Annotated in this window: 12 protein-coding genes; 6 read left to right on the top strand and 6 right to left on the bottom strand. The window is 59.8% G+C overall.

Going from position 1 to position 17,456, the window contains the following annotated elements:
• Window positions 1-21 precede the first annotated feature (21 nt).
• From IT585_10125 to IT585_10110, 4 genes are all read left to right on the top strand, one after another.
• The gene (locus IT585_10125; protein ID MCC6963595.1) at window positions 22-1,422 is read left to right on the top strand and encodes a phenylacetate--CoA ligase family protein; all 1,401 of its coding nucleotides are present in this window, start codon (window positions 22-24) and stop codon (window positions 1,420-1,422) included.
• A gap of 137 nt (window positions 1,423-1,559) precedes the next feature.
• On the top strand, window positions 1,560-2,735 hold the full coding sequence (locus IT585_10120) for a GNAT family N-acetyltransferase (protein MCC6963594.1): 1,176 nt from the start codon (window positions 1,560-1,562) through the stop codon (window positions 2,733-2,735).
• Window positions 2,736-2,739: 4 nt separating this feature from the next.
• Complete coding sequence (locus tag IT585_10115; protein MCC6963593.1) at window positions 2,740-3,810, top strand: polysaccharide deacetylase family protein; 1,071 nt, start codon at window positions 2,740-2,742, stop codon at window positions 3,808-3,810.
• A gap of 58 nt (window positions 3,811-3,868) precedes the next feature.
• Window positions 3,869-4,897, top strand: coding sequence for a glycosyltransferase family 2 protein (locus IT585_10110; GenBank protein MCC6963592.1), 1,029 nt, complete (start codon window positions 3,869-3,871; stop codon window positions 4,895-4,897).
• A 13-nt stretch (window positions 4,898-4,910) separates the two neighbouring features.
• Here the strand turns inward: IT585_10110 and IT585_10105 are convergent, their stop codons facing one another.
• Together IT585_10105 and IT585_10100 are read right to left on the bottom strand one after the other, a co-directional pair.
• Entirely contained in the window at window positions 4,911-6,275 is a 1,365-nt protein-coding gene (locus IT585_10105) for a glycosyltransferase (protein MCC6963591.1), read from the bottom strand.
• Window positions 6,276-6,323: 48 nt separating this feature from the next.
• Complete coding sequence (locus IT585_10100) at window positions 6,324-7,814, bottom strand: oligosaccharide flippase family protein (GenBank protein MCC6963590.1); 1,491 nt, start codon at window positions 7,812-7,814, stop codon at window positions 6,324-6,326.
• Between the two features lie 153 nt (window positions 7,815-7,967).
• Between IT585_10100 and wecB the strand changes: the two genes are divergently transcribed.
• Both wecB and IT585_10090 read left to right on the top strand, forming a co-directional pair.
• Window positions 7,968-9,062 carry a UDP-N-acetylglucosamine 2-epimerase (non-hydrolyzing) gene (gene wecB, locus IT585_10095; protein ID MCC6963589.1) on the top strand — a complete coding sequence of 365 codons (1,095 nt, stop codon included), beginning with the start codon at window positions 7,968-7,970 and terminating at the stop codon, window positions 9,060-9,062.
• 391 nt (window positions 9,063-9,453) lie between these two features.
• The gene (locus IT585_10090) at window positions 9,454-14,793 is read left to right on the top strand and encodes a discoidin domain-containing protein (protein ID MCC6963588.1); all 5,340 of its coding nucleotides are present in this window, start codon (window positions 9,454-9,456) and stop codon (window positions 14,791-14,793) included.
• 78 nt (window positions 14,794-14,871) lie between these two features.
• Here IT585_10090 and IT585_10085 read toward each other — a convergent pair whose 3' ends face one another.
• The 4 genes from IT585_10085 to IT585_10070 all read right to left on the bottom strand — a co-directional run.
• The gene (locus IT585_10085; protein MCC6963587.1) at window positions 14,872-15,837 is read right to left on the bottom strand and encodes a hypothetical protein; all 966 of its coding nucleotides are present in this window, start codon (window positions 15,835-15,837) and stop codon (window positions 14,872-14,874) included.
• A 54-nt stretch (window positions 15,838-15,891) separates the two neighbouring features.
• Window positions 15,892-16,803, bottom strand: coding sequence for a hypothetical protein (locus tag IT585_10080; GenBank protein MCC6963586.1), 912 nt, complete (start codon window positions 16,801-16,803; stop codon window positions 15,892-15,894).
• A gap of 12 nt (window positions 16,804-16,815) precedes the next feature.
• Window positions 16,816-17,097, bottom strand: coding sequence for a hypothetical protein (locus tag IT585_10075; protein ID MCC6963585.1), 282 nt, complete (start codon window positions 17,095-17,097; stop codon window positions 16,816-16,818).
• The coding region (locus IT585_10070; GenBank protein ID MCC6963584.1) for a hypothetical protein at window positions 17,066-17,456 on the bottom strand (391 nt) is incomplete at its 5' end. The genes IT585_10070 and IT585_10075, both read right to left, overlap by 32 nt.

Genomic DNA, 17,456 nt, shown 5'->3' with positions numbered 1-17,456 from the left:
GAACCAACATCGTCAGGTGGAATGAGCAGCGCGCTTCTGCAATCGATCTATAAACACAGCCCCTTTTTTCTGCAGGATCTGGGAATCAGTCTCTACGGACTGAAGTTATTTTTCCGCGAATACGGCCGGAAATTCGAACGCCTGCTGGCCGAGTTCGAGCATCACCTCAATTGGACACCGGCACAATTGGCGGAGTACCAGTCGGAGCGACTGCGCCACTTGGTCGAACACTGTTATCACCACGTGCCATATTATCGCGAGGTTATGGACGACCGGAAGCTAACGCCGCGCGATTTTCGGGGAGCTGACGACTTGGCGAAATTGCCGGTCTTGACGCGCCGGCAGGTGGCGGAGAACGGTGACAGGCTGATTGCCGGCAATGCCGGGAAGGCGGATCGCATTGTCGGCTATACCTCCGGCACAACCGGATCGCCGTTGCGGCTGGTGTGGGACCGGAATGTCTGCGTCCTGAAAACGGTGGTTGACTGGCGGCAGAAGCGACTGGCCGGGATCAACCCCGGCGATCCCATCGCGTTCTTTCTGGGTCGGAGGGTCGCGCCGTTGGAGCAGACGCGGCCGCCGTATTGGCGCCACAATCGGGTACTGAATCATCTGTTCTGTTCGTCATTTCATCTCGCGTCGGAGAATTTGCCGGCCTATTTCGAAAAATTGGCGCGGTTCGAGGCCTCGGCCGTCGAGGGTTATCCTTCGACAATTTCAATTCTGGCCGGGTATCTCAATCGTCGCGGCGAGACCTTTCCGCTCAAGGCGGTGTTTACGTCGTCGGAGCCGTTGTTGGTGACGCAGCGTAAGTCGATTGAGCGGGCCTTTGCCTGCCGCGTATTCGACTTCTATGGGATGGCTGAACGGGTCGTGTTTGCCACCGAGTGTCGCGAGCACGAAGAGAAACATTTCAACACCGATTTCGGACTGGTCGAGATCGCCGACGGCACGCCCAGCGGGGGCGCCGATGGAGCGATGGGGCGAATCATCGCAACCGGTTTGCACAACTTCTCGATGCCGCTGTTGCGATATGAAACGAGTGATGTCACGGCACTGGACCGACAGACGTGCCGCTGCGGCTGCCCGTTTCCCCGCATGAGTGGAGTAACGAGCAAGGATGAGGATATTGTAGTGACTCCGGACGGTCGCTATATCTCCTCGTCAGTTCTGAATGCCGTCACCAAGCATCTGATCAACATCACGGAGTCGCAAATTGTCCAGGAAGATTTGCACCACGTGGAGATGCGCGTGAAGCGCGGACCGGGCTACCAGGAAGGTGACACGCAGTTCATCACTAATCTGCTCCGCGAAGTTTTCGGAGAGCAAGTTACGGTGTCGGTCGTATTCGTCGACTCCATCCCGCGCACGGCGGCCGGTAAATTCCGCTGGGTGATCTCGAAAGTGCCGCTGGGGTTTTAGCCGTGCGGGCGATCCGGCACGGACTGAGATTGACAGGGACGGGCAGAACTGATATTCATATCCGCGCTACGGGAAAACTTTTCAATTTGCCGATAGTCAGAATGGGTTGGGGCACAACGCCGGTGGTCGAAGTATAGATGTTGCACATCAAGTGTTTTCGCACGCGCGCCGAGGTTGAGGCGATCGCCAAGCAGTGGGACGAAATCGTCCGTCGCAGCTGGAACAACAGCTTCTTCATGACCTGGACCTGGTTGTCGCACTGGCTGGATGTCTATCTCGACGACCATTCCTTGCTCTGCCTGGGCGTATATGACGACGAGAACCTGGTCGCACTGGCGCCGTTCTGGGTGGAGACACGGCGGCAGTGGGGCGTGGGCCGGCTCAAGATTCTCCGTTTTATCGGTTCGGAAGAAGCTTGTCCGGATCACATGGACTTGATTATTCCCAAAAGCCATACCTATGGGATTAGCCGTCTCATCTGGGACGAGCTTTACGGTTCGCTGCGCAAGGAGTGGGACATCTGGAGCTACGAGTACGTGCCGGCGGATTCGCACGTGTTCCACAACATTCACCTGTTGGCGGAAAGTGACGACCGGTGCCTGGGGCTGGTGTTGCGCGACTACACGATCTGCCTCTATGTCGATCTGCCCGATTCCTGGGACAAGTTTTTTGCCTCGTTCAATTCGAAGCAGCGGCGCAACATTCGCGAGCCGGTGGAGGTCGCGCAGAAACTCGGGCCGCTGGAGCTGCGGTTTTGCGAACGGCCCGAAGAGGTGCCGCAGTTTTTGCAGATCTTGATCGACTTGCATGAGAAATCGTGGCAGGAGCGCGGCGCGGCGGGCAGTTTTGCCAGCCCGCGGTTTTCCCGGTTCCACCATGAGCTGGCGGCCAGTCTGGTCGGCAAGAAGCAGCTCTTTCTGTGCAGCCTGGAACTCAGCGGCCGGCCGATTGCCGCGTTCTATGGATTCGTGTACAACAAGGCCGTGCACTTTTATTTGCCCGGGATTGATCGCGGAGCGGTGCCGGGGGCCAGCGTTATCAAGATCCTGTTAACGCAGTGTCTCGAGGCGGCCATTCAACGCGGTTGCACCAGGTTCGATTTCTTGCGCGGTTTTGAGGAGTACAAGTATGCCTGGACCGACACGGAGCAGCGGGAGCTGGCGATGACGATTTACAATCGCAGTTTTGCGGCTCTGCTGTGTATCTTTCATGGCTATGTGAATCGGTTCAGCAAGCAGGCCGGCAAACTATTCCTGGGCGGCCAGACCGCACGAATCAAACGCTGGCTGGGGAAAGGCCAAAGAGCGCATTAGTCCCGTGAGTCCGAATCCGAAAGACCTGGTCAAGACCGCGTTCTACTATGGCGGCTATTATTGGCTGCAAGAGAAATTGAGCCGGCCGAAGAACAAGCGTCTGCTGATGCAGATGTTTCACAACGTGGTCAGCGACGAGGACAAGGGCCGCCACTGGTACAACATCGATCCGCCGTGCGCCGCAGAACTTGAGGCGGTGATCGTCGCGCTCAAGAAGCGGTTCCGGATCCTCACGGTCGCCGAAGCGCTAACGGAGATCAAGCACCTTGGCGATCTGCGCGAACCGACCGCAGCCTTGACCTTCGACGACGGTTACCGGTCAAACTTCGAGATCGCCTTCCCGATACTGAAGCGGCACGGCATCAAGGCGACGATCTACCTGCCGACCGACTGGATCGACGGGAAGATGCGGTTGTGGTGGACCGACTTGACGCTGCGAATCGACCGCTGCGAGCTGACCGGGGAGAAGATTACCGCCATCGAACGCCTGCTCGAGATTAAGTTGCGGGGGACGCGCCGCGCCGCGCCGAACACGCCGGCCGGGAAAGAGCGGTTTCACGAGGACCTCGGCAATTGCCTGATGCGGATGGCGGATAACGCGCGCACGACACTGCTGGCGCAGATCTACCGCGTGTTGGGTGACGGAGAGGCGCCGCCGGCAACGGAACCGCCGCTGAGCTGGGAGCAGATTAAGGAGATGGCCGCCTATGGCATCGAATTCGGCGCGCATACCTGCTCGCATCCGAACTTGTCATACCTGGACCTCGCGGCCGCTGAACAGGAAATCGTAGAATCGCGGCGGGTAATCGAAAAGCGGCTGGGGACCAAGGTGACCGGCTTCGCCTACCCCTACGGCTACGATGTCGAGGGCTACCGGCGCTTTGCAGAGATATTGAAGAAACACCATTTCCTCTATGCGGCGACGAGTTGGTGGGGATATGTCGATAAGGACTCGGATCTCTTCTTGTTGCGGCGCATGATGCTGCCATTGTCGACATCACAACCGCTGTTGTCGCGGTCGTTGGGGCAGGAATATTGTCGCAGGCGCTGGCCGGTTCCGGACCCGGCGCAGTAGCCGGTAGCTCCGATGGTGCTTCGCCGCGGCGAAGGGCAAGGATAAGGCGATTTCGGTAATGCTTTCTCTGGCGGTTTCGGTTGTCATTCCGACCTACAATCGGGCGCATCTAATCGTTCGGGCCGTGGAATCGGTGCTGGCGCAGATGCGCGCGGAGGACGAGCTTATCGTCATTGACGACGGCTCGACCGACAACACGGCGGAGGTGCTGGCTGCCTATCGCGGCCGGCTGCGGTACATTAAGGCGTCGAACGGTGGAGCGGGTGCGGCACGCAACCGCGGCCTGCGGGAGGCAACCAAGCCGCTGTTGACGTTCCTCGATTCGGACGACGAGTGGATGCCGGGACATCTCGACTTGCTGCGGGAAGTAATGGCGGCGCGCAGCGAGTTGTTGTACTGCTACACGAATTTTCGGACGGAGTTCCGTGACGGGACGGTGCGGCCGTTTGCGCTGGAGACGCAGGAGGACCGCGAACTCAACTGGGACGAGATCGTTGGACCGGCGCAGCCGCTGTCGGCCTGGATGCCGTTGCCGGCCGGCGCAACCGACTGTCCCTGCCACGAATGTGTCAATCTCTATCGCTCACAGTTGCGCACGAACTATGTCTCGGTCGATACGCTGATCGTGCGCCGCGAATTGATTGAGGCACGCGTGCGGTTTGCCGAAGACACGTCGACGGCCGAGGAGTGGGAATTTTCGAGTCAGTTGACGGGACACGGCAAGGGGGTATACCTCCACTGCGAGACGACGCTCGTACACCAGCACACGGGGCAGCAGCTTACCGATCTGGACATGCTGGAACTGGCGACGGCGCGCATCACGATAATGCAGCGCGTGTGGGGGGCAGATCCTGAGTTTCTATCGCAGTATGGAGATTACTACTATCAAAGGCTGCGGGAAGAACAGGTGTACCGTGTCGGGCGGTTGATATTGCGGGGCGACACGCGGGCCGCGCGCACCGAATTGAGCCGAATCAACCATCCGCCGCTACCGCTGGCGGTGCTGGCAGCGCTTCCCGGCAGTCTTGCCAAAGGGATTCTCGATGGCCGGCGGGCCGTGCGGACGCTGCTCAGGCGCCACAATTGATGCTTTCCAGTGATTAGCGTCGCTCGAGGAGGGCATCGAGCAAGCCGGCAAATTCCTTCGTCAATTCACGTTTATGCAACGGGGTAAGCGCCGCGAGATTCTTGCGGCGATCGCCCAGGCCGGAGCGCAGGCGGGTAATGATCGCGCGGACGCGTTCCTTGATTTCCGCGGCATCATTCGGCGCAGCGATATGGGCATTGGGGAATTGGTGGAAGAGCTTGGTTGTCGATCCCGGCTGGCTCATCACGAGGATTTCGCCGCCGGTGGCCAGGTACTCGAAAGCCTTGGCGGGGATTTGAACCGGCGTCGTTTCCGATTGCAGCAGGACGAGCACGTCGGCTGAGCCGATGAGCTGCAGATAATCGCGGCGCGGTACCATCGGTCGGAAAGTGATAACATCGCTCAGACCGCTGTCCGCGATGATCTGGCGGAGCGGCGCCGGATCGATCTCGACCGGACCGTAAAAATCCACCGCAATCTCACTCAATCGCAGGAAACCCTCACGGACCAGCGCACCGAGCGCGACCACGAGTTCGCGCGGATCACGTCCCTGATAGAGCGTCCCGGCGTAAAGAAAGTGAATCGGCCGATTGACGGCGGGAGCAGCCTCCGGCACCTGGGGGAAATCCTCGGCATCAAAGCCGTTGATGACAGAATGACACTTACCATGGAGAAGCGGATGGTAGAGCTGGCTGAGCAGATCGCGATACTCCGGCGTGGTGGTAATGACGAGGGCGGCACGCTTAAGAACGCGGCGCTCGATCCACCGTTCGAAGAAAATGGAGATCTTGCGCCCAAGAGTCCGGGGTGGCTGCAGGCTGACCAGCGGGTCGCGATAGTCGACGACCAGCGGCTTGCCGGTCGCGAGACTGGCCAATAGCGCCATCAAATGGCCGGTGCGCGGCGGGCCGGAATTGTAGAGCACGTCCGCATCGTACTTGCGCACGAGCTTGATTGCCCGCCAGGTGCCCGGTACCAGCCAGCCGATTTGATAATCGGGAATCCAGAAGAGGGCGCTCATCAGCCGCTTCCAGATCGGCGGGCGGCCGCTGACCGGGGGCGCGGCAGAATCGAGACTCGAAGCCGGAGCCGAGCCGGAAGCAGTCGCGGCTGCAGACGACCGGCGCAGCCGGCTCTTCAGCCACTGGTAGATTTCCGCCTGCGTCGGCCACTTGGAGGTGCGATGGACTTCGCATTCAAACGGCAACGGATGCGGGTCGAGGCGCTGATAGTATTTGGTGTGCACTGTCACGATGATCGGTCGCCAGTTGCTCTCGGGCAGGAACTTGGTGAACTTCACGCTGCGCACCGCCCCGACCTCGAGGTCGGGGTGGTAGTAGTAAGCGATCATGACGATTTGTTTCTGCTTGGTGGCCATAGTCTCAGCCTGCTTGGGAATCGTTTTTTGGGAAGTTCCGACCGGTGTTCATCCGACCGACTCCCGCGAGCGCAACGCGCCCAGTGCGGCGATTGGATTCTTGATCAAGCGGCGCGCCCAGTACTTCTCCTCCGCAGTCAGAACGCCGGTGGCATAGACCAACAACGGAAAGAGCAGAACAACGCCGATGTTGAACAAGATCGACAGCCAGAGATTCTCGATTTGCACGCCGATCGCCGCCAACAGCAGCACGGTGAAGATCACACTCATGTGGACAACGCGGCGCAGGTCATAAGTGACCGGGAACAGCTTCTGCGAATAGTAGATGTCGATGACAACGCGCACCAAAAATGAGCCGACCGCCGCCAGCGCCGCACCGAAGCCGCCGAAGGGCGGGATCAGGACGAAATTGAGAATGAGATTCGCAACCGCCGCCAGTGCGGTTGAGATCGCGCGGTACTTACTCTTGCCCATGATGAGAATCCCGGCGCCGGCGATATACATGACGCCGAAGAGAATGTAGGAGATGCTGATCAGCGAGACGTATTTGTAGGCGCTCCAGAATTCCGGTTTGGACATGATGCGCAAGGCGTCGCGGGTCAGCAGCGACAGCCCGAGGGTGACGAAGAGCGCGACGAGCAGGTAGTAGTTGAGAATTTTCGAGAAGATCGCTTTGCCGTCAGGAAGCTTGGCGTACTTGAACATCTCGGTACCCCAGATAGACATGAAGGGTGCATTCAGCAACTGCGAGAGGACCATGCCGAAATTGAAGGCCAGCGAATAGAGGCCGACGACGGTCAGGTTGGCCAGATAATTGAGAAAGTAGCGCGAGGAATAGGTCATGATGAACGCCGAGACGTCGGAGATGATCAGCGGCGCGCCAAAGCTGAGCATGGCGCGATACTTGGCGAACTCGAAGCGGAAGCCGACCTCGCGGAACGTCGTGATCCCAAGATAGGCAATGAAGATCAGCGACGAGATCAGCGTGCTGTAAAGAATGCCGGCGACGCCCTGGTTGAGGACGACGAGAAAGTAGATATTGAGCGACAGCTGGACCGTGGTCTTAAGCAGGCTGATCAGGACGAAGCGGCCGGAACGGAGTTTGACCCGCAGGAAGACCATCGGTAGTTCGATGCCGCTGCTGAGGAACATGCTGATGAACATGATGCGGAACAGGTAGGCATTGTCGTTCGAATGGAACAGCAGTTGCGAGAACTGCGGCGCAAAGAGCAGGCAGATGCCGGCGACGGTACCCATCAAGGTGACGGCGCCGACCAGCGCGGTGGAAACCACGCGGCGTTTTTCGGCCTCGTCCTCGGTTTGATGAAAGGAGCGGACCATGGCGGTGGACAGGCCGACGCCGAAGACCGTCGAGACGATATCGATCGTGGTGGCGAGCAGCTGCAGGACGCCGTAATCAGCGGCGGTCAGATAATTGGTGTAAAGGGGGATCATCAGGAACGAGACCAGGCGTCCCAGGATGATACCGAAGGTATAGACCGAACCGTGTTTGAGAAGGGTCTTAAGCTCTCTGCTCATTGCGCTTAGAGTGTCGGAAGTTTTGGCGAAATGTACAACACGGTTTCAGTCTGGTGTTAACGATCCAGAAACTCCACTTCGGGAGCGGGAAATTTGCAGGGAGTTCTGGTCTCAATGCCGATGAATAGTATATTAGCGCCGGAGGAAACGCAAATGGCGAAAAAGCTGCTCTGCGTCGTCGGGACGCGGCCGAATTTCGTGAAGGCCGCGCCGCTGATGCGGGAACTGAATAAATACACGAATGATTTCACGACCAAGCTGGTCCATACCGGTCAGCATTACGACCAGAATCTTTCCGATTGGCTGTTCAACGATCTCGGCATGGCGCCGCCCGACATCAGCCTGGGCGTCGGTTCCGGCTCGCACACGCAGCAGACGGCCAAGATCATGCTCGGAATCGAGGAGGCCGTGATTGCGGAGAAGGCCGACATCATTGTGGTGTTCGGCGACGTCAACTCGACGCTGGCGGCGGCGGTGGTGGCGGCGAAGATGGGGGTCAAAATGGCGCACGTGGAATCGGGGCTGCGCAGTTTTGACCGCACGATGCCGGAGGAGATCAACCGCATTGTCACCGATCATTTGTCGGATTACTTATTTGTGACGGAAGAGTCGGGGATGCGGAATTTACGGCACGAAGGGATCGCGGACGAAAAGGTGTTTTTCACCGGCAATATCATGATCGACTCGCTGCTGGAGACGATCAAGGTTGCCGAACGGTCGGAGGTGCTGGAGCAGTTGGGCTTGCAGCCGCAGGGCTATGCGCTGATGACGCTGCACCGGCCGTCGAACGTCGATCATCCGGAAACGCTGCGGTACGTCCTGGAGACCATCGGGCAGGTGGCGCAGCGGATTCCGGTGGTGTTTCCGTGCCATCCGCGGACGCAGCAAAATATCGCGCGGTTCGGTTTGGAAGCGGCAACTCAGCAGGGCAACCTGATGATCACCGAGCCGCTGGGGTACGTGGATTTTTGCCGGTTGACGCACAAGTGCAAGTTCGTGCTGACTGATTCGGGCGGGATTCAGGAGGAGACGACCTACCTGCAGATTCCCTGCATTACGATGCGGGAGAACACGGAGCGGCCGATTACGGTGGATGTCGGCACCAACGTGATGACCGGCAACGACCGGGCGAAAATCCTGCAGACGGTGGCGGCGATTTTGGACGGCGCGCCGAAGCGCGGGCGGATCCCGGAGTTGTGGGACGGCCACGCAGCGAAACGGATCGTCGAAATATTGAGAAAAGTGTAAAAGCAGATAACGCTAATTCGTGACAGGCAGAGGTGCGTTGAGGTGTTTCGCTGAGTCGTTGGGCAAGACGACTTCCGAATGTTAAGGACCGGCGCACGATGGCCGGGGCAGCTTTGACGATCGGACGCAAAATGCCGCATAAAATGCTTGTCGAACTGCGTTCAAATGTTCAATTTCGGTTCAAATTCATGGCTTGAACAGGTTCGGCCGTGAAGAATCGCTACCGAGAATACTTCCGCGTTCGTAGGTCGTTGTAAGACAAGATGATGGTGAAACTGCGAAGTTCGGCTAAACCGGTATGGCGATTGCAACCAGCTATGACGGAGAACTGCCGCCATTTACTAATGATGGTCGGCGAATTCTGCGAAGCTTAAAAGACAGAGATCGGGTTATGGGAACCATGAAAATCGTGTTTGGAAAAGCGCTGTTTCTTCTTGCCGTATTGACGCTGGCCGTAGCGCAAGGGGCGCTGGCGACGAACTACTACGTTCGTCCGAACGGCAGCAACACCGCCAACGGGCTTTCATGGGCGAACGCCTGGAAGCATCCGAACTACACGAACGGGCGGATCAGCCAGGGTGACTCGGTTATCATCGCTCCCGGCCAATATGACACCTGTTACATCACACCGCCGCGCGGCGGCAGTTTGCCGACCGTGTATGCCTGTTCGTCGCTGACGATGCGCAGCGCGACGATTTTGTCCAGCGGTTTGCCGGTGACCGGCGGCTGGACGGTATACTCCGGCAACGTTTATCGCTCAACCAATACGATTCCGGTGCGCTGGAATTCCTGGTATGGCGACGGACAGATGACCTGCTCGCAGGACAATATCCTGCTGCACCAGGAACGGTCGCTGGCCGATGTGAATGCGGAGGGTGAAGCGTACTACAACACGTCAACGCGCTACTTGTATGTGTATGTGCGAGGCGGGGGAACGCCGGCAAACTACACGATTCGCCAGTCACAGAGTCCGGTGGTAAATTTCGACTACGGCAACCAGGACAAGATCATTTTTGACGGCCTGACCCTTGACCTGGGCGTGCAAGGCGTCATCGTGATTGCGAGCGCCAACAGCAGCGACACCGATGCGCCGGACTCGATCGTGGTTCGCAACTGCAATATCCAAAACGGCGGCAGCACGTCCCCGGCCTCCAATCCGGCACTGGTGTACTCCGGGAATCCGGGCATTGCCTCAACGAATGATCTTGGCCATTTCTTCACGGCCGTCAACGACACGTTCCGCTATTGCTGGGCCGATGACGCGGTCGACGAGCACAATGGCAACGGTATCGGTTTTTATGTGCAGGCGAACGTGTTGTGCTCGGCCTCGGTCTTTTTGGATCTCAAGGGCGTCTGTATCAACTTCAAGAACGGGTACAGCGCCAGCGTCAACATCGCCAACAATGTGATCATGGATAACAAGTTCATCGGCGGCGCGCTGGGCGTGCGCATAGCCGCGCACACCGACTCGATCATCGTTTGCGGCAACCAATTCATCAACCAGACCTATCGCGGGCTGGTGGCGTCAAGCAGCTCGGGAACGCCGCAAGCCTACAATCGCGTCAAAGTCTTCAATAACACATTCTATAACGTACCGACGGCGATCCTGATGTCGCCGACGGCGGGTGGAACAGGTTCAAAGAACGAGGTGCGTTACAACCTGATTTTTGATACAACCTCGTTTACCAATTCGATTGCATTCGTCACGCAGGGCGGTGAGGCGCCGCAACAATCGCCGGCGTTGGAGACTTACTGGTCGGCGGACTCGAACATGTATTACCACGGCAGCGGGTCGTTTAGCTGCGCGTTCACTTCAAATTCAGGGTATTCGGGTTCATCGTGGACGAGCTGGCGCAACGCCGGTTTTGACGTGCGCGGGTTGAACGGGACGAACCCGGGATTTGCGGCCTCCGACCAGGCCGATCTGGCGCGTTACGCCTCGGCGCAGGAGATGAACCGGACTTACGCGGGCAAGACCTGGACGCGTTTCGGCGCGTGGCAGCCGGGCGGCGGCGAGCCGTGTTCGGCGCCAAGTTCGGTGGTGCTGGTTTCGCCGGCGGACGGCGCGACCAATCAGACGCAGCCGTTGACGCTCGACTGGAACGACCTGACCGACGCGACGTCGTACCAGGTGCAGGTCGACAACAACTCGAATTTTGGCAGCCCGGAGGTCAGCCAGAGTACCGTGTCCTCCGGCTACGTGGTGACCGGGCTGGCGGGTGGCACGACGTTCTACTGGCGCGTGCGCGCGCAGAACGTTTGCAGCTACGGCCCGTGGACATCGGCGCGTGCCTTTACGACTGCCTGTCCGCTGCCGGGGACGCCGACGTTGGCTACACCGGCGGACGCCGCGACCGGCCTGACGCAGCCGGTGACGCTGGATTGGGCGGACGTCAGCGGCGCCACCAACTATCAGATTCAAGTGGACGACCAATCGGCGTTTTCCAGTCCGGCGGTCGACCAGACCAGCGCGACTTCGAATCTCGCGGTGTCGAGTTTGTCGGCATCGGTGACCTATTATTGGCGCGTGCGGGCACAAAATGCCTGCGGTTGGGGTAGCTGGAGCACGGCGCGCTCATTTAGTACAGCTTGTTCGACTCCGGCAACGCCGACCCTGGTCAGCCCGGCCAATGGCGCAACCGGCGTGGCCAAGCCGGTGACTACCGACTGGGGCGATGTCTCAGGGGCGACCAATTATCAAGTGCAGATTGACGACAATTCCGATTTTTCCAGCCCGGTGGTCGACCAGCAGTCGGCGACTTCGAGCTACTCGACCTCGGCGCCGGTCGACGGCATCACCTATTATTGGCGCGTGCGCGCGCAGAATGCCTGCGGCTGGGGCAGTTGGAGCGGCAGTCGGACGTTTATGACTTCGACGCCGGATGTGACGCCGCCGACGATCGGCAGCGTGACGGCGACCGAAATAACCGAGAATTCGGCGCTGATCACCTGGACGACGAACGAAGTGGCGAGCACGCAGGTGAACTATGGATTGACGACCTCCTACGGTTCAACGACCGCGCTCAATGCGACGCTGGTAACAGCGCACGCGCAGATATTGACCGGCCTGTCCGCGTTGACGACCTATCACTATCGCGTTCGTTCAACCGACGCGGCCGGCAATGAAGGGGTCAGCGGCGACTTCTCGTTCACAACCCTCAGCAATCTGGCGGACGGCATGGCGCCACACGTGTCGGGTACCTATCCGGGTTACGATTCGCTGAATGTGACGGACGGCGTGTATGACCCGTTCGGGGCGGAGGCGACCACGTGGGCAGCCGAGAGCGCGACCAACCCGCATTGGGTCGAGGTTGACCTCGGTTCGACGCGGCAGATTCAGCGCGCGGCGGTGTACTGGGCGTGGAACGCCACGCAGAGTCGCTGGATGACCTCGCAGCAATTTCGCTTTCAGACCTGGAACGGTTCGACTTTCACCGATGTGACCACGGTTAACACCAGCGCGGCCGACAGTTGTACGTATGTCGACTTTACGCCGGTAACGACCTCGCGCATCCGGTACTACCAGCCCGCCAACATGGGGCCGGCGACGTACCCGACGGTGGCGTGGCTGAGCGAGCTGGCAGTTTTCGGCGTGACGGCGCCGACGGTGCCGACGTTGGTGAGTCCGATCGGGGGCGCCTCGGTGGGCACCCTCACGCCGACTTTGACCATTAACAATTCGACCGACCCCGACGGGCATGCCATCGTCTATGACTTCCAGGTTTCGACTTCGTCATCGTTCAGCTCAATCACGGCGCAGGCAGCGAGCCTGGCGCAGGGGGGCGGCGCAACGACCGCCTGGACAGTCAACACGACGCTGACCAACGGGACGACCTATTACTGGCGGGCGCGGGCGTATGACGGTTTCCTCTACTCGAATTACTCGACCACGGGATCATTCGTGGTGGGCACGAACACCGCACCGAGCGTGCCGGTGTTGGCGAGTCCGGCGACGGGTTCGCAAGTGGGCACCCTGACGCCGACGCTGACCATCAACAATTCGACCGACGCCGAGGGCAATACCATCACATACGATTTTCAGGTATCGACCTCGACCTCGTTCAGCACGATTGCGGCGCAGGTGACCGGCGTGGCACAAGGAGCGGGCGGTCAAACCTCGTGGATTGTCAGCACCAACTTGACGACGGGGACGACCTATCACTGGCGCGTGCGCGCTTACGACGGGGCGTTGTATTCAAGCTGGGCAGCTTATCGGTCGTTTACGGTGGCGGTCAATACGGCGCCGACGGTGCCGGCATTGTCGAGTCCGGCAGCGGGTGCAACCGTGACGACGTTAACTCCGACCTTGGTGTTGACCAATTCGACCGACGCCGAGGGCAACACCATCACCTATGATTTCCAGGTGTCCACGTCTTCGTCGTTCGCGACGATTGCGGCGCAGGTGACCGGCCGCGCCCAGGGAACGGGCACAACCTCGTGGGTCGTTAGCCCGGACCTGGTTAACGGCACAACCTACTACTGGCGGGCGCGGGCGTATGATGGGTCGCTATACTCGGCGTATTCGTCGTCGCGCACCTTTGTGGTCAGCGTCAACACGCCGCCGGGAAGCCCGGGACCGTTGTCGCCGGAGAACAACGGGCGCGTAATCGACATGACGCCGGATCTGGTGGTGAGCAATGCCAACGATCCGAACGGCGATGCGTTGACTTACCAATTCCAACTTTACAATGAGAGCGGCAGCACGCTGTTGTCGCAGTCGACGATGCTGGCGCCGGGAGCATCCACCTCGCAGTGGACGGTGCCGTTCACGCTGGCGAACAAGACGAAGTATCAATGGCGGGCGCGCGCCTACGACAACCAGGCATACTCGAACTGGACCTCGGCGCAGTACTTCCGCACCAATCGCCGGCCGCTGTCGCCGACGCCGGTTTCGCCGATCGACGGCGACACTGTCTTCGGATCGGTACACCAGTACATCGTCAACAATGCCAGCGATCCGGACGGCGACTCGTTGACCTACGAGTTCGAAGTTTATTCCGACTCGCTGTTGACCGAGCTGGTGGAACGGCAGGTGTCGGTAACGCCGGGTGCGACGACGACCAGCGCGATCTCGACGACCGGCTACATCAATAACCACTTCTACTGGTGGCGGGCCCGCTCGAACGACTCGACGCATACATCCGACTGGTCTCCGACGGAGATGTTCTACCAGCGCGAAATGGTGCTGGATGTCACGGATGCGCCAAGTGCCGATGCGCCGAGCGATGGCGCGATCGAGCGGACGGTGAATCCGCAGTTCCGGATCAGTTGGGTGGGTGCGACGGACAGCAGTGTCTGTGTGTTCGAAATCGCCCGCGACATCGAGTTTGTCGACCTGGTCAGTGGCGGGAGCGTGCGCGGCTCGGGCACGGCGGCGGAGTGGGTGCCGGACGAACCGCTAACGGAGGGCCGCTATTATTGGCGCGCCAAGCGGGGCGAGAGCGGCTATTCGAAGGTCAATGCGTTTACGGTGGCCGCGCCGATCTACCTTTCGCCGACGCAGTTTACCTATGATCTCGAGGGCTTGACCCTGCATAACCTCCCGGCAGGATCGCGGTTTGAGGTCTTCACGGCGTCAGCGACCCGCGTCTACGAGCGGGAAAACCTGGCCGGGGAGTATGTTTGGGACGGCCGCAACGCGAACGGCGAAAAACTGGGTCCGGGTGTCTTCCTGTGGTACGTGCGCTACGACGACAAGAACATCTCCGGCAAGTTCATCGTGATTCGGTAGCACGAGAGCGCACGCCAAGGACAGCGGAAGGGAAGGAGCCAGGCTCCTTCCCTTCTTTTTTTATTGGTGGCTGGATGTTTACTCGAGCCGGAGATTGTCGAGGTACAGCTGCAGCGGCTGCCGCAATTGCGAAGAGAAGAGAATGATGTTGGCGATGCTTTCCATGTCCATCTTGCGGCCGGCCGGGGCGTTTTCGACGTCGGCCAGCGGAATAACGTAGCGGTTGAGCCCGGGCATGATGGTCAGGCGTCGGCCGTAGCGATCCCAATCTTCGAGATTGTGGCGAGAGTCGTCGATACGAAAGCCGATCTCGTAAACGCTATCGGCGGCGGAGAAGATTTCGAAGCTGAAACTTTGGTAGCCGCGCCAACGGGGGTAGGGGTATTCGATATCGAAATTCGAGGAACGCGCCGGCAGGAGCAGCAGGCTGCCGACGCGGCGGCTGGTGTTACCGCTCCAGGCGGGCGGTGTCGTGACGATGTCAAACTTCGCTTCCTTCCACCCGACGAATTGCCAATCAAGATACGATTCAAAATCCATGATCACCGGAAACTGCGCGCGCCGATGGAGGTGAGCGAGCGCCAGGATGACGAAGGGGATATAAGCCGTCAGGAACAAGGCAGTGAAGGCGAGTCGAATCGCCGACCGCTTGAACGGGAGGCGCAGCCAGCTTTGATCACCGAAACTGCGGTCAAAGGTCGCGGCGACGCCGAGGAACGCGAGAGCGCCGATAACATCGTTTACGAAGTCCATCAGGCTGGCGTCGCGCGGGCCGATGATCTGGCCTAATTCGGTCAGCAAGCCGAGCACAGTCGCACCGACAAAGGCGATGAGATAGTGGCGGATCGGTTCGCCATTGCGCCGCACCAAGACGCGGGCAAGGAGCAGCATGGCGATCGCGACTACTCCAAACAAGAGAGCATGGCCGGCGTTGGTGAATTCGCGCCAGACGCGGGTTTGTTCGGGCAGATCGATGCCGTCCAGGACGAAGACGGCCAGAAGCAGCGCGGCCAGCGCGAAAATGATCTTGAGGCGTTTAGTCATGGGTGAGAATCAAGGCAATCGCAAGCGTAAGGCAAGCGCGTTTTCCGATCAGGGTTACAAGAGGTAGGGGCGAATGGCGGCGGCGATCAATTTATTGCCGCGCGGACTGAAGTGATAGCCGTCATTGAGATACAAGTCGCGGGGGGGCAAACCGCTGTGACGGAAGACTTCGCGGATGTCGAGCACGACGTGACCGTGGGCCCGCAGCGAATCGAGGAGTGTGTGATAATGGTCCGGCAGGAAGCGGCGCCAGCCGGGCGGCTGGACAACTTCAATGTCCGGGAACAGCAGGTAGACGACGTGCGCCTGATTGGTGGCGGCGTCAACATCGAGTTCGTCCATCAAGCGCAATTCCAGCGGTAGCGACTCCTGGTTGCCGAGCAGCAAACGCCGAAGGTTCCCGAGGCGGTGAACGAATGATCCCACCGAGGCCGCAATCGGTGTGAAGGCGCACTCCTCGTACTCAGTAAAGCGGTCGTGGAACCCTTCAGTGACCGAAACCGCCTTGAGGAAATCACCCTTCGACAGGTAACTGCTCCACAGCCCAGGAGACGGCGGCTCCAGCCAGATCAGCCCGGTGTCGTTCAGCACCGCCCGCGGCTTGACGAAGGGCATGTCGTCGACATCGAAGTGAAAGCGGAAGGGGAGATAGCGATTGAGCAGTCCTTGCGAGCCGGCGCCGGGCAGGCCGACGACCAGATGGGTCGCGTTGAACGGGGCGAGACGGCGCTCATATTGCAGCACCACTTGGTCCAACTCATAGCGCATCGAGCCGAAGTTGAGGGCTTCGATCAGCGAGTCCTCCAGTTGCGCCGACATCGATTGTTCGACCGGAATCACGGCGCTGCCGTTCATCAGGGAGCTGCCGAGGAAGAGCGCGCGCACCGGTTTGGTGCGCTCGCGGGTGAACGGATGGGTCGAGCGGGAACCGAGGCTGTCGATCTGCCAGTAGCCTTCGCCGGACACGGGGCGATTGCGCTAGCCGAGCAGGTCGTCGTACATGAAGTACCGGTGGGTGCCATCGAGGAATTTCGTGGTCGCGGTTTTGCAACCATCGGTGAGATAGAGACTGAGATAAAGTCGTTGCGGCAGGAACTTCGGCGCGAGAAACGTCGCGATGAATTCGGCCGCCAGCAGAAAGCCGATCGTGTAGAAGAGCGTCGGCGAGCCGTCGTGCAGGCGTCTCAGGAAACTGGGCCGCCGGGAGTCGTGTTCGCCGCGGGCGCGATCAGAACTGGAAGTAGACGAATGGTTGGACATCCGAAATCCTTGCATGGAACAGGAACACAATCTTGGCCGCATAGGCGGCAGCTCTAGCCCAGTTGGGGATCCGCGGCACGGCGACGCCGCGGTGCTCGATCCACCAGCCGGCAGCGTGGTCGACCGGCAGCGAAAGGAAAGCGATCCACAGCAGCGGGTTCATCGGGATAATCGCGCTGCCAGGCGAGCTGAAGAGACCGGCGGTATATTCGGCGGCAGTCGCGAAATCGGGTGCGCGGAAGAAGATTCGGGTGAGGCAGACCACGGACTGGGTGAGCAGCCAGGCGACGGCAACGCCGAGCGCCGGCGGTAGAATCGGCGCGAGCGCATAGCGTTTCTTGAAGTTGCGCCAGAGCCGG

It is taken from the genome of Candidatus Zixiibacteriota bacterium, assembly GCA_020853795.1.
Lineage (GTDB): Bacteria > Zixibacteria > MSB-5A5 > CAIYYT01 > CAIYYT01 > JADJGC01.
The sequence above is the reverse complement of the archived record's forward strand: the minus strand, read 5'-3'. Positions and strand labels throughout refer to the sequence as shown.